The following is a 12,612-nucleotide window of genomic DNA, read 5'->3' as shown; positions in this document are numbered from 1 at the left end:
GTCACGACACCGCCGCCACGCGGGCAGCGGATCGGAAAGATGCCCGGGGAAGATTGCGCCAAGCTAACGGCGTGGAGCCGCAAAGCCGCCGGGTGCTCAAAGCGCCGAGCGCAGCAAAGCTGCTCTCTAGGAGAGCGAAAACATCAACTTTTCAATGAGAAGGAAATGGCGCACCCGAAGAGATTCGAACTCCTGACCCCCAGATTCGTAGTCTGGTGCTCTATCCAGCTGAGCTACGGGTGCGTCTGCAGCGGTGTGTCCCGCTGGCGTGAGCGGTTCTCTAAAGGGTCATCTGAACGAATGCAATAGGGTTTCAGAAAAAATCGCGACTTTCGTCAAACCATCCATGCAATGTGAAAAAACTGTCACTTTTCCACATGGCTGCGGCTGCGGTAATCGTCCAGCGACACGGGGCGATCGGGAATTTCGATGCGGAACTGGGTTCCGACCGACGGTTTTTCAACCAGCGCTATGGTTCCGCCGTGGGCAAGAACAAGCTCGCGTGCAATCGCCAGACCAAGCCCGGTGCCGCCAGAACGCGCCGATCCACGGAAGGCGGCAAAGAGATTCTGCCGTGCCTTCTGCGGCATGCCCGGACCGGTATCGTCGACGATGATGCTGACGACGCTGCCGACGCGCTGCGCCGAAACCGTGATGCGTTTGACGACCTCCGGCCCAGCCGTCCCGGCGTTCAGAGCCTGCAGCGCGTTGCGGCAGAGATTGTGAATGACACGGAAGAGCTGTTCGCTATCGGCATCGATCTCGAGATCGGCGCCGATCTGATCGAGGAACTCGATCTCGGCCTGAGAATCGATCGCCAGCATGTCCCTGACGTCTTCGATCAGCGTGTGCAGCCGAAGGCGACGCCTGCGCGGAGCCGATTCGGTTGCCTGGCCATAGGACAGAACCTCGGTCGTATAGCCGACGGCGCGGTCGATGGTTCGCAGGAGCTTTGGCGCGAAGCTCTTGACCATGGGATCATCGACATCGACGAGCCGGTCCGACATCAGCTGGGCGGAGGCCAGGATGTTGCGCATGTCGTGGTTGATCTTAGAAACGGCGAGCCCGAGTGCGGCAAGGTTCTTCTGCTGCTTCAGCGTCTTCTGCAGTTCCATCTGCATGGACGTCAGATGCCGGCCGGCAACGGCGAGTTCATCGCGCCCGCCATCGCCGACAAAGATATGTCGTGGATTGTCCGGATCGGCGGAGAATGTCTGCATGCTGCCGGTCAGCTTCCGGATAGGCCGGATGAGGATGCGGTTGATGGCGAAGAACACCAGCGTCGCGGTAAACAGCGAGATCAGGATGGAAAGCAGGAAGACGTTGCGCGAATAGGCCAACATGGCGTTGCGCAGGTTCTTGTCCTTCATCACCACTTCGACGCCGGTGTTGGTGTCCTGCACCGGCCCGTAAACACGGATGATGCGATTGCCGCCGAAAATCAGCGTGTCGAGCGCATCACGGATGGCGGTCAGCGGCGGAACGTCCGTCAGGTCATACTGTTCATCGACGGAGGCCGGCATTTCGGTGGTCGCCAGCAAGCGCGCTGTACCATCCTTGCGGAGTACGATCGCCTTTGTGCCCGTCGCCTCCAGCGTTTCCTTCTGAAGAGAGCGAGGCAGCTCGACCGGCTGCAGGCCGTCGATCACGATCGCGGCGGCTGCAGCGCCGCTCAGCCGTTCGTCGAGCCAGCGCAGCCGCATCGAGGCGACGGACGGAAAGAAGATCAGCACCTCGGCCAGCATGATGCAAATGACTGTCAGCCAGAGCAGCTTTCCCGAGAGCCCACCGAAGAGGCCCGAGGGGCGGCTTCCCACATCGGCTTCTTCAACGGTTATATTGTTCGAAGGTTTTTCACCCTGGTCGGCGGCCGGCATTGCTTCCTGTCCAATCGGCGCTCCGCGCCGTCAACATTAGGCTTCTACAATAGACCATGCCGGCTGTTTTTCAAATCTTCGCGAGCAGCGGCACGGCCCAAAATGGCAACGCCGCCCGAAGGCGGCGTTGGTTGCTTTCAGAAGAGATGCAATTCTCTTAGAATTCTTCCCAGTTCTGCTCGGCCACGGCTGCGTTGCCGTTGAATGCCCGGGCGACGTTGCTCATGGCGCGGCGTGCAGGTGAAGCAACCGGACGGTGCTGATCGTGCCGGGCGACGGCCACGGGGGCGGCTACCGGCTGGTTGGAAACGCGGAAGCGCGAGATCAGTCGTACGAGATTGTCCGCTTCGCCCGAAAGCTTGTGGGTCGCTGCCGAGGTTTCCTCGACCATCGCGGCGTTCTGCTGAGTGACCTGGTCCATCTGGTTGACGGCGGTGTTGACTTCCTTGAGGCCCGTCGACTGCTCCTTCGCGGCGGTCGCGATGGAATGGATGTGGTCGTTGATGGCGTTGACGCGGCGCTCGATCTGCGACAGCGCTTCACCGGTCGCCTGGACCAGCTTCACGCCGACCTGGACTTCATCGCCCGACTTGGTGATCAGGCCCTTGATATCCTTGGCGGCCGTTGCCGAGCGCTGTGCCAGTTCGCGAACTTCCTGGGCGACGACGGCAAAGCCCTTGCCTGCCTCGCCGGCACGCGCGGCTTCGACACCGGCGTTGAGCGCAAGCAGGTTCGTCTGGAAAGCGATCTCGTCGATGACGTTGATGATCTGGCTGATTTCGCGCGAGGCCTGCTCGATACGGCCCATGGCGTCGACGGCATTGCGGACAACCACGCCCGACTTGCCGGCATCGTCCTTGGCTTCCGAAACCATGACGCTGGCTTCCTGGGCGCGCTCGGTCGAGTTGTTGACGACAGCGGTGATCTCGTCGAGAGCCGCGGAGGTCTCCTCAAGGGCCGCAGCCTGCTGTTCCGTACGCTTCGAAAGGTCGTCGCTGGCAGCGCGCAGTTCGTTGGTGTTGCCGTGGAAGCCTTCGGCGGTCTCGCGGACTTCGCGCATTGTCGTCTGCAGGGTCGCAAACGTGCTGTTGACGTTCTGCTGCAGTTCGGCGAAGGCGCCCTGGAAGTTGCCGCGCATCGTCTGTGTCAGGTCACCTTCAGCCAGGCTCGCGATCACGCGGCGGGTTTCGCCGACGCCGCCATCGACGCTCGAGAGCAGGTGGTTGATGTTGCTCGCGAACTGATTGAGGCTTTCGTCGCCATAGTCCTTCTCGATACGGCGGCTGAAATCGCCGGCAGCGGCGGACGCGACAACGACGGACATGCTGGACTGCAGATCGTCGCTCTTGGCGCGCATCGCAGCTTCCTGCGCATTCATACGGCGAACGGCGAGGCCATTCTCCTTGAACACGGCGACAGCGGCGGCCATTTCGCCAATTTCATCCTGGCGCCCGGCGAAGGGAACCTCGGCATCGAAATTGCCGTCGGCGACTTCCTTGATCGCCTGCGTAACCCGCTTGATCGGGCGGCTGAGCTGGACGGTGCCGATATAGAAGCCCATGCCGATGCCAGCCATGATGCCGATGCCGGTTATGGCGAGAACGAGCCAGAGCACGGATGTACGGGAGCTTTCGACCTCGGCGATAACGGCATCCAGCGTGGCCTTGTCGGTCGCGACGACCGCATCGATCTCAGCCTGAAATGCCTTGCGGTTCGCACGGTTGGCATCGTTGTTGCCCTGCTCGTTGGCAGCCGCCGGGCTCACGTCGGTTCCGAGGCGCGCGGTTTCCGAGCGGAAGCTGCGGAATTCCTTGGCCCGATCCGTCAGCTTGGCAAAGGAATCCTTTTGGCTCGCGGGAACCAGCGGCATCCATGCTGCGATGACCTCGTCAACCTTATCGAGGTTGGTCAGCAGGCCCTTGGCGAACGGGCCAGCGTCTTTCGTTGTCGCCGCGCCGTAGATGCCGCGTGCCTCCATGACCGTTGCGGTCACGAAACGGTTCAGGCGTTCTCCGGCATAAGCGCGGTCCGAGGCCTGTTCATAAGCCGACAGATTGTCTTCGTACTGGCGCACAGCCCAGAGCGCAGTCGCGCCGATAAGCAGAGCAACGCCGCACATGGCGGAGACAAGCAGATTGATCTTACCTCGAATTTTCAAAAGAACGCCCCCCAAAAGACTAACAAAGGGCCGGGAAAGCATTCCGGCCGGTAGCTCAAATTGGAGGAAATAAATTAACGTTAGATTTCGGCGGCTTGACGCAAAGACTACAAAAAATTACCTGTAGTTAGTGATCCCGGTCGGCTTTTTTGCTCTCTGACCAAGCAGAGGAGCCGCAAACTGCGCGCATTGGTTGCGGTATCGGAAAAATATTACCTCTGCACAAGTTTTAAGCGTTGTCATAGACATTAACGGAAACGGCTAGTTCTTGTAAAAGCGCCCGGAATCCGGAAAATGCCTACGATAATTGACTTTATGGCCCTTCGTCCGTATAAGCCGCCGCACGTCCGGTCATATAAGGCTCTCGTTGGCCTCGCCCGTTCGAAAAACAACGCTCCTTGCACTATGCAAACTTAAGAAGGGCCGCACTCCGCGGTGTTTAAAATAAATGAAGCGTACCTACCAACCATCTAAGCTTGTTCGCAAGCGCCGCCACGGTTTCCGTGCACGTATGGCCACCAAGGGCGGCCGTAAGGTTATCGTTGCTCGCCGCGCACGCGGTCGCAAGCGTCTTTCGGCCTAAGGCCGGATTGCCCGATTAAGAGATGGCGGGCGAATTGACGACCAGTAATGAAAAAAAGACTGCCGGGCGGCTGAAAAGCCGCCCGCAGTTTCTTGCTGTCCGCAATGGCGAAAAGCGCCGCGGTGGTTTCTTTCTGCTTGAAGTGCTCGACCGGAAAGAACCAGAAGCAGAAGCCCGCGTCGGCTTCACCGTCACCAAAAAACATGGCAACTCGGTCGAACGAAACCGCATGCGGCGGCGCCTGAAAGAGGCGGTGCGACTTCATGCAGGGTTTGCAATGCAGCCCGGACACGACTATGTGGTTGTCGCGCGAAGGGACGTGCTCCAAGCATCCTTCAAAGAATTAGCCGCAGAGCTCAACGCTCGCGTCCAGACCAAGCCGAAACACAAACGGCCCGGTGAGGGTCGTCCCAGGAACGTATGATGCAAAAAAACCGCAACTACTTCATTGCGATCGCTCTCTCTGTGCTGATCGTTCTCGGCTGGCAGTTCTTCTACATGAACCCGCGCATCGAAGCGCAGCGCAAGGCCGAGCTCGCCCAGAAGGCGCAGCAGCATACGGAACAGACGCAGACGCCTGCCGCAGGCGGCGCGACAACGGCACAGCCGAATGGCGCAGCTCCTTCCGGCCAGGCTCCGGCGACAACAACGCTTGCCGAAGCGCTCGCCAAGACGCCGCGCGTCACGATCGACACGACGGCTCTGTCGGGCTCGATCAATCTGGCAGGCGCACGCCTCGATGATCTGAAGCTCAAGGGCTACCACGAGACCGTGGACGACTCGAGCCCGACGATCACGCTGTTCAGCCCTGCCGACACCAAGGACGGCTACTTCACCGAACTCGGCTATATCGGCAACGACGCCACGGGCGCTGTCCCTGGTCCCTCGACCGTCTGGACGGCTCCTGAAGGCGCGAAGCTGACCGACAAGACGCCGGTTACGCTGACCTACACCAACGACAAGGGCATCACCTTCGCCCGTACGATCTCTGTCGATGACCACTACATGTTCACGGTCGCGGACAAGATCACCAACGCCGGCCAGGCTCCGGCAGCTCTGTCTTCCTACGGTCGCGTCACGCGCTACAACAAACCGGCGGTCGCTTCGACCTATGTTCTGCATGAAGGTTTCATCGGCGTTATCGGCGAAGACGGCCTGGTCGAGAGCAAGTATGCATCGGTCGAGAAGGAAGCCGTGGTTCCGGCCAAGGCGACCGGCGGCTGGCTCGGCATCACCGACAAGTACTGGGCCGCGACGATCGTTCCGCCGCAGCAGACGGCCTATGATGCCCGCTTCACGCACTTTACCGATGGTCAGCCACGCTTCCAGGCGGACTACAAGCAGGATGCGGTCACGGTCGCGCCCGGCCAGTCGCTCGAGCTGAAGAACCTCGTTTTCGCCGGCGCCAAGGAAGTTCCTGTCATCGACGGCTACGAAGCTTCGTACCAGATCCCGCGCTTCGACCGCCTGATCGACTGGGGTTGGTTCTACTTCATCACGAAGCCGATGTTCAAACTGATGGACTTCTTCTTCCGTTACTTCGGCAACTTCGGCGTCGCGATCCTGATGACCACGATCGTCGTCAAGGCGCTGTTCTTCCCGCTCGCCAGCAAGCAGTACGCTTCGATGGCGAACATGAAGCGCGTGCAGCCGAAGATGGAGGAGCTGAAGGCGAAGTTCGGCGACGACCGGATGGGCCTGCAGCAGGCGACGATGGCGCTTTACAAGGAAGAGAAGATCAACCCGATCGCCGGTTGCTGGCCGATCGCGTTGCAGATTCCGATCTTCTTCTCGCTCTACAAGGTGATCTATATCACCATCGAGATGCGCCATGCGCCGTTCTTCGGCTGGATCCAGGACCTTTCGGCGCCCGATCCGACCTCGTTCATCAACCTGTTCGGCCTGTTGCCGTTCGCCGCTCCGGCCTTCCTGCATCTCGGCGTCTGGCCGCTGATCATGGGCGTCACGATGTTCCTGCAGATGCGCATGAACCCGACCCCGCCGGACCCGACGCAGGCGATGATCTTCAACTGGATGCCGCTGGTCTTCACCTTCATGCTGGCAAGCTTCCCGGCCGGTCTGGTGATCTACTGGGCATGGAACAATACGCTTTCGGTCATCCAACAGTCGATGATCATGAAGCGCCACGGCGTGAAGATCGAACTCTTCAGCAATCTGAAGGGTCTCTTCAAACGAAAGCCGGCGCCCACAGAGAAGTGACAAAAGCCCCGCTTCGGCGGGGCTTTTCTTTTATAGGGTCAAGCAGCGCCGCCGTCGCATGGCCGGCCAGCGGTTGACAAAATGACACGAAACCTGAATGCCATAGGCTAACAGTACCTCGACGCTTCCGGAAAAGGCCGAATGACCGACAACAAGAACGACAAGCCGCTCTTCGGACGCCCGTGGATCTTCATCCGTGGCGTGCCGTCGTTGAAATTCCTGCCACCGGAAGGGCCGGCGGAAGTGGCCTTCGCCGGCCGCTCGAATGTCGGCAAGTCATCGCTGATCAACGCCCTCGTTGGCCATAAGGGGCTGGCGCGAACGTCCAACACGCCGGGCCGTACGCAGGAGCTCAACTATTTCGTTCCGGAGGGCTATTCCGGCGAAAGTGGCGACCTTCCGCCGATGGCGCTCGTCGATATGCCGGGCTACGGCTATGCGCAGGCGCCGAAGGAACACGTGGACGCCTGGACCAAGCTGGTGTTCGACTATCTGCGCGGCCGCGCCACGCTGAAGCGTGTCTACGTGCTGATCGACAGCCGGCATGGGGTGAAGAAGAACGACGACGAGGTTCTCGACCTGCTCGACAAGGCCGCCGTCTCCTATCAGATCGTCCTGACCAAGACGGACAAGATCAAGCCCCCGGCTGTGGTGAAGCTGCTCGCCGAGACAGCCGAAAAGATCAAGAAGCGCCCTGCTGCCTTTCCGGAAATCATCGCAACGTCGTCGGAAAAGAGCGAAGGGCTGGATGATCTGCGCGCTGCCATCGCCCAGACGGTCGGGGTCGCCAACTGGAAGTGAAAGAGGCGCCCCGGGGTGGAACGGAGCGCCTCTAGGGGCTGCCTGAACTTGCTTACATCTTCGGCAGCAGAACCTTGTCGATGACGTGAATGACGCCGTTCGACTGCTTGACGTCGGCGATGGTCACATCCGCAGTGCCACCGTTTTCATCGGTGAGCGTGATCTTGCCCATGCTTTCCTTTGCCTTGAGCACACAGCCGCCGACGGTCTTGATGTCGTGCTCGCCGCCGTCATCCTTGATCATCTTGGCGACAGTCTTCGACATCGCATCCGCCGCGACCACATGGCAGGTCAGGATCTTCGTCAGCTTCGCCTTGTTTTCAGGCTTCAGCAGTGTTTCGACGGTGCCCGCCGGCAGCGCGGCAAAGGCTTCGTTGGTCGGAGCAAAGACGGTGAACGGGCCCTTGCCTTCGAGTGTCGATACAAGCCCCGCTGCCTTGACGGCGGCGACCAGCGTCGTGTGATCCTTCGATTTCATCGCGTTCTCGACAATGTTCTTCGTCGGATACATGGCGGCACCGCCGACCATCGGGTTCTTGGCCTCCGCAGCCAAGGCAAACGCGGAAACGGCGGCGGCAAGGGTGACGGCGCGCAATGCGGACTTGAGCATGATTGTTCTCCTCTAGCGTCCGCAGCACCCGCAGGCCGAATGCCTGCGTTTGCGGACATGAGGATCTACGAAAGCTCTGCCAAAAGAGTTTCAGAAGAAATTTATGGCCTGTGGGCCGGGCCACTTGCGACCACCGGGCCGGTCGGCGCGCCCGACGGTGAGCCGCCGAACGGCTCGAGACTGACGGCAAGCGTCGTACCGGCGACGATGTTCGCACGCATGTCGGCCGGGATTACCAGTTCCCCGTCCTGTCCTGGCGCGAAGATACCGAGCGACTTCGGCGCGCCCGCGCCGGGTACAAGCCAGAGCTCCAGCGATTTCTGTTCGGGCTTGCCGGCAGCAACGGGAATGATCCTCAGCCGGCCACTATTGGACTCGTAGGATGCGAGGAGGTCCATCTGGCTGCCTGGAGCTGTCAGTTCGGCGACCAGCGGCGCGATCGATTTCGACGGGTAGACCGCGGCAAGGGCCAGAACCAGCGAGGCGGCAGCAACGACCACGGAGGCCGCCGTCAACGAGCGCCAGAAAACGACCGAATTCCAGAGGCCACCACCGCTCGCAGCCGCAGGTTTCTCGGAAACACCGAAAAGACGCGCCTCGATTTCCTTGAAGGTTTCCGGGTTTGGACTGACAGCGTCATAGTCGTCGTTGAAGGTGGAAAGGTTTGCCTCCCAGCGGCTGACGATCGCGGCAAACTGGCGATCGCGGCGCATGCGCTCCTCGACGACCCGCCGATCCTTGAAAGAGAGAACACCAAGCACATACTCGCCTGCGAGCACTTCGTCGCGAGAGCGGCCTCCCTTGCTTTGATCCGACGATGTCATCGTTCCATGCACTCTCTCAGCTTCAACAGGCTGCGTCGCAACCATGTGCGCATCGTGTTCAAAGGGACGCCGAACCGATCGGCCAACTCCTGATAGCTCGATCCTTCGACATAGGCCTCCCGTACCGCTGTCGCCTTGTCAGCTTCCAACTCTTCCATGCAGGTGTCAATCCGCCTTCCTTCATCCCTTGTTACTGTCTGCTGTTCGGGACTGGGTTCGTCGTCCGCAAGGTCATAGGCGCTGTCCAGCTCGTCGGCCACCGGCTTACGGCTTCGCAGCGTATCGATCGACTGGTTCCGGGCGATTGCGGCCAACCATGGCGACGGCGGCCCCGCGGCAGCGGCAAACCGCGACGCGCGCTGCCAGACCTTGATGTAGACTTCCTGCAGGACCTCCTCGGCTTCGATCCGGTCCTTCAATATACGAAGGCAGATCGAAAAGAGTTTCGGACTGGTGCGGCGATAGAGCCCGACAAAAGCCTCCCTGTCGCCGAGGGCAACACGGCCTATCAATTCTGCGATATCCTCGCCGTTCATGCCGCGCCTCGTATCCGCTTGTCTGTTCGGCAGGGGTGCCGGGCTTTCCCGACAGCCGCTCGAATGTCAGCAGATACGGTGAACTAATACAATCTGGATTATTCCATCTGTCAAAAACTTGGGATAAAAGGCCGCGAACAATTCCGCGGGGTATCCCATGAACCAGTCCGAAAGCGAAACTCAGGCACGTCTGCTGGCGCAGGCTCTGCCTTTCATGCAGCGTTATGAAAACAAGACGATCGTCGTGAAATACGGCGGCCACGCGATGGGCAACCCCGAGCTCGGCAAGGCCTTCGCGAGCGACATCGCGCTTCTCAAGCAATCTGGCGTCAATCCGATTGTCGTTCACGGCGGCGGCCCCCAGATCGGCGCCATGCTGACGAAGATGGGCATCGAATCGAAGTTCGAAGGCGGCCTGCGCGTCACCGACGCCAAGACCGTCGAGATCGTCGAAATGGTGCTCGCCGGCTCGATCAACAAGGAGATCGTGGCGCTCATCAACCAGACGGGAGAATGGGCGATCGGCCTTTGCGGCAAGGACGGCAACATGGTCTTCGCCGAAAAGGCGCAGAAGAAGATCAAGGACCCCGATTCCAACATCGAGCGCGTGCTCGATCTCGGCTTCGTCGGCGAAGTGGTTGAAGTCGACCGCACGCTGCTGGATCTGCTGGCGCGTTCAGAGATGATCCCGGTCATCGCCCCGGTTGCTCCCGGCCGCGACGGCGCGACCTACAACATCAACGCCGACACCTTCGCCGGCGCGATCGCCGGTGCGCTGAACGCCACCCGCCTGCTCTTCCTGACGGATGTTCCCGGTGTTCTCGACAAGCAGGGCAACCTGATCAAGGAACTCTCCGTCGCGCAGGCACACGCGCTGATCGCCGACGGCACGATCTCCGGCGGCATGATCCCGAAGGTCGAGACCTGCATCGATGCGATCAAGGCCGGCGTCCAGGGCGTCGTCATCCTGAACGGCAAGACCGCCCATTCGGTCCTGCTCGAGATCTTTACCGAGCACGGCGCGGGAACGCTGATCGTTCCCTGAGCCTTTGCCTGACCTCTCTTAGCCCGCGGCGGAATAGACCGCCGCGGCTGCCTCCTTCAGCTTCTCCATCATCGCCCGATATGGTCCCGGTCCGTAGCTGACGCGGGCAACGCCGAGCTTTGCCAACGTTTTCACGTCGGGCGCGCCCGGTCGCATCATGATGTTGACTGGCAGCGGCGACGCGGCGCAGACCTTCTCGATCAGCCCCTCATCGATCAGCCAGGGGACGAAGAAGCCGTTGGCGCCGGCGGCAGCGTAGGCCTTGCCGCGCTCGATCGCTTCTTCAACCAGGCCGGCGTGCTTCGAAAGATCGCCTTCGCGCAGGAACAGGTCGGTGCGGGCATTGATGAAGAATGCGATGCCGCGGCGGTCGGCCATCTCGCGGATGGCGCGGATGCGGGCGACCTGTTTCTCGATCGGATGCAGGCCTTCGCCGCCAACCACCTGATCTTCGAAATTGATACCGATCGCGCCGGCATCAACAAGCTTTTCGACATTGGTGGCGGCGCCCGCCGGATCGGTGGAATAGGCGCCTTCGAAATCGACGGAGAGCGGCAGATCGTTGACGGCGGTGATCTGGCGGGTCGTGGCGACCAACGCCTCCATCGGGATCTTCTCGCCGTCGCCATAGCCCTGCGCCGCGGCGACCGACCAGCTTCCCGTCGCCAGAGCCTTGGCGCTGGCCTCGGTCACGGCCTTTGCCGTTCCGGCGTCCCAGACATTGTAAAGGACGACAGGATTGCCCTTCTGGTGCAGCGCGCCGAACGCCTTTGCCTTCTCAGCCTGATTCATTGGATCTCCTCCATAAACAAAGTCCTGGTCTTCATCTCATCTTCGTGCCGCAAAAGCCATTGCTTGCGCCAGAGGCCGCCGCCGTAGCCGGTCAAAGACCCGTCGGCGCCGATCAGCCGGTGACAGGGGATGATGATCGCCATCTGGTTTGCGCCATTGGCGCGGCCGACGGCGCGCACCATCTGCGGGTTGTTCATGCCGCGCGCAATATCGCCATAGGCTCGCGTCTCGCCAACTGGTATGTCAATCAGCTTCGACCAGACCTCGCGTTCGAACGACGTGCCGAAACCGAGCGCGAGCGGTGTGCTAAACGTTGCCGAGCGGCCCTCGAAGTAGGCCTTGAGCTGGACTTCGATCTGATCGATCGCCTGCGTGCGTCCGGCTGCCACCGAGGAACGCGTCTTGCGCTGCAGCTTCTCCAGTTCGGCCGGCAACGCCTTGCGGTCGTGGAATTCGAGGAGATGCAGATGCGTCTGGTCGGCCACGGCGACCATCGGGCCCAGCGGTGTTTCGAACCAGTCGGCAAACAGCAGATCGCGGTTCTGGGACATGACAGGCGCCTTGCCGATCAGCCGCTGGAAGGCGGCGCGGAAGCCACTGCCCGATTCGTAACCCGCCTCGATCTGCGCGTCGATCACACGCGCGCCGTTCGCCAGTTGCTTGGCCGCCTCACCGAGACGCCGGTAGCGGGCGATATCGAGAAAGGTCATGCCGAGGGATCGCTTGAAAGCCCGTCGCACGGTCGAGGGATCGTAGCCATGCGCGATGAGATCGTCTTCCGTCCATCGGGCCGCGGGATCGCGATCGAGTGCTGAGAGAAGCTGGTCGACGATCGGCTCCCTGCCTGCCTCTTCCAGGGGCCGGCAGCGCTGGCAGGGCCGAAATCCCGACTGCATGCAGGTGGCGATGGTGTCGTAAAACAGCGTGTTCTCGCGCTTCGGCTTGCGAGCCGGGCAGGTCAGCCGGCAGAAGATACCGGTTGTCTTGACGCAAACGTAGGTGAGGCCCTCATAGGCCGCACTGCGGGCAATCAGCGCATTATAGAGCGCGTCGTCATTGGGCAGATCGAAGAGCATGAAACTTTCTAGCATCCCTTCCCGATGGCGTCCGCCGCAAATCGGGCGCCTATTTTTTCTTGCCGATTTCCTTGCTCGGCAAGCCGTGGC

Annotated in this window: 12 protein-coding genes and 1 tRNA gene; 5 read left to right on the top strand and 8 right to left on the bottom strand. The window is 60.9% G+C overall.

Annotation, left to right across the window (positions count from 1 at the left end):
- Window positions 1-166 precede the first annotated feature (166 nt).
- The 3 genes from ASE04_RS11745 to ASE04_RS11735 all read right to left on the bottom strand — a co-directional run bounded on the left by ASE04_RS11745 (window position 167) and on the right by ASE04_RS11735 (window position 4,035).
- Window positions 167-243, bottom strand: a tRNA-Arg gene (locus ASE04_RS11745).
- A gap of 122 nt (window positions 244-365) precedes the next feature.
- Window positions 366-1,877 (bottom strand): ATP-binding protein, encoded by a 1,512-nt coding sequence (locus ASE04_RS11740; protein ID WP_082597318.1) that lies wholly within the window; start codon window positions 1,875-1,877, stop codon window positions 366-368.
- A gap of 157 nt (window positions 1,878-2,034) precedes the next feature.
- Window positions 2,035-4,035 (bottom strand): methyl-accepting chemotaxis protein, encoded by a 2,001-nt coding sequence (locus tag ASE04_RS11735; protein WP_200960709.1) that lies wholly within the window; start codon window positions 4,033-4,035, stop codon window positions 2,035-2,037.
- 448 nt (window positions 4,036-4,483) lie between these two features.
- Between ASE04_RS11735 and rpmH the strand changes: the two genes are divergently transcribed.
- The 4 genes from rpmH (at window position 4,484) to yihA (ending at window position 7,639) form a co-directional block, all read left to right on the top strand.
- Window positions 4,484-4,618 (top strand): 50S ribosomal protein L34, encoded by a 135-nt coding sequence (rpmH, locus tag ASE04_RS29955; protein WP_016552555.1) that lies wholly within the window; start codon window positions 4,484-4,486, stop codon window positions 4,616-4,618.
- Window positions 4,619-4,640: 22 nt separating this feature from the next.
- Window positions 4,641-5,042 carry a ribonuclease P protein component gene (gene rnpA / locus ASE04_RS29950; RefSeq protein WP_082597317.1) on the top strand — a complete coding sequence of 134 codons (402 nt, stop codon included), beginning with the start codon at window positions 4,641-4,643 and terminating at the stop codon, window positions 5,040-5,042.
- Window positions 5,042-6,838 (top strand): membrane protein insertase YidC, encoded by a 1,797-nt coding sequence (gene yidC / locus ASE04_RS11725; RefSeq protein ID WP_056816990.1) that lies wholly within the window; start codon window positions 5,042-5,044, stop codon window positions 6,836-6,838. Before rnpA ends, yidC begins: the two co-directional genes overlap by 1 nt.
- A gap of 141 nt (window positions 6,839-6,979) precedes the next feature.
- The gene (yihA, locus tag ASE04_RS11720; protein ID WP_056816988.1) at window positions 6,980-7,639 is read left to right on the top strand and encodes a ribosome biogenesis GTP-binding protein YihA/YsxC; all 660 of its coding nucleotides are present in this window, start codon (window positions 6,980-6,982) and stop codon (window positions 7,637-7,639) included.
- A 52-nt stretch (window positions 7,640-7,691) separates the two neighbouring features.
- Here the strand turns inward: yihA and ASE04_RS11715 are convergent, their stop codons facing one another.
- The 3 genes from ASE04_RS11715 to ASE04_RS11705 form a co-directional block, all read right to left on the bottom strand.
- Window positions 7,692-8,249: a fasciclin domain-containing protein gene (locus ASE04_RS11715; RefSeq protein ID WP_056816986.1), complete on the bottom strand. Its 558-nt coding sequence runs from the start codon at window positions 8,247-8,249 to the stop codon at window positions 7,692-7,694.
- A 101-nt stretch (window positions 8,250-8,350) separates the two neighbouring features.
- The gene (locus tag ASE04_RS11710) at window positions 8,351-9,073 is read right to left on the bottom strand and encodes an anti-sigma factor (protein WP_056816983.1); all 723 of its coding nucleotides are present in this window, start codon (window positions 9,071-9,073) and stop codon (window positions 8,351-8,353) included.
- Window positions 9,070-9,609 (bottom strand): sigma-70 family RNA polymerase sigma factor, encoded by a 540-nt coding sequence (locus ASE04_RS11705; protein WP_056816980.1) that lies wholly within the window; start codon window positions 9,607-9,609, stop codon window positions 9,070-9,072. The genes ASE04_RS11710 and ASE04_RS11705 overlap by 4 nt, the downstream gene beginning before the upstream one ends.
- Before the next feature lie 157 nt (window positions 9,610-9,766).
- Here ASE04_RS11705 and argB point away from each other — a divergent pair, with 157 nt between their 5' ends.
- Window positions 9,767-10,654, top strand: a complete 888-nt coding sequence (gene argB, locus ASE04_RS11700) for an acetylglutamate kinase (protein ID WP_056816975.1) — start codon at window positions 9,767-9,769, stop codon at window positions 10,652-10,654.
- 18 nt (window positions 10,655-10,672) lie between these two features.
- Here the strand turns inward: argB and ASE04_RS11695 are convergent, their stop codons facing one another.
- Together ASE04_RS11695 and ASE04_RS11690 are read right to left on the bottom strand one after the other, a co-directional pair.
- Complete coding sequence (locus ASE04_RS11695; RefSeq protein ID WP_056816972.1) at window positions 10,673-11,446, bottom strand: isocitrate lyase/PEP mutase family protein; 774 nt, start codon at window positions 11,444-11,446, stop codon at window positions 10,673-10,675.
- Entirely contained in the window at window positions 11,443-12,522 is a 1,080-nt protein-coding gene (locus ASE04_RS11690) for a bifunctional transcriptional activator/DNA repair enzyme AdaA (RefSeq protein ID WP_056816968.1), read from the bottom strand. The genes ASE04_RS11695 and ASE04_RS11690 overlap by 4 nt, the downstream gene beginning before the upstream one ends.
- Window positions 12,523-12,612 lie beyond the last annotated feature (90 nt).

Source organism: Rhizobium sp. Root708, from assembly GCF_001429725.1.
GTDB lineage: Bacteria > Pseudomonadota > Alphaproteobacteria > Rhizobiales > Rhizobiaceae > Rhizobium.
Note: the sequence above shows the minus strand (reverse complement) of the source record. Positions and strands in the feature narration are given on the sequence as shown.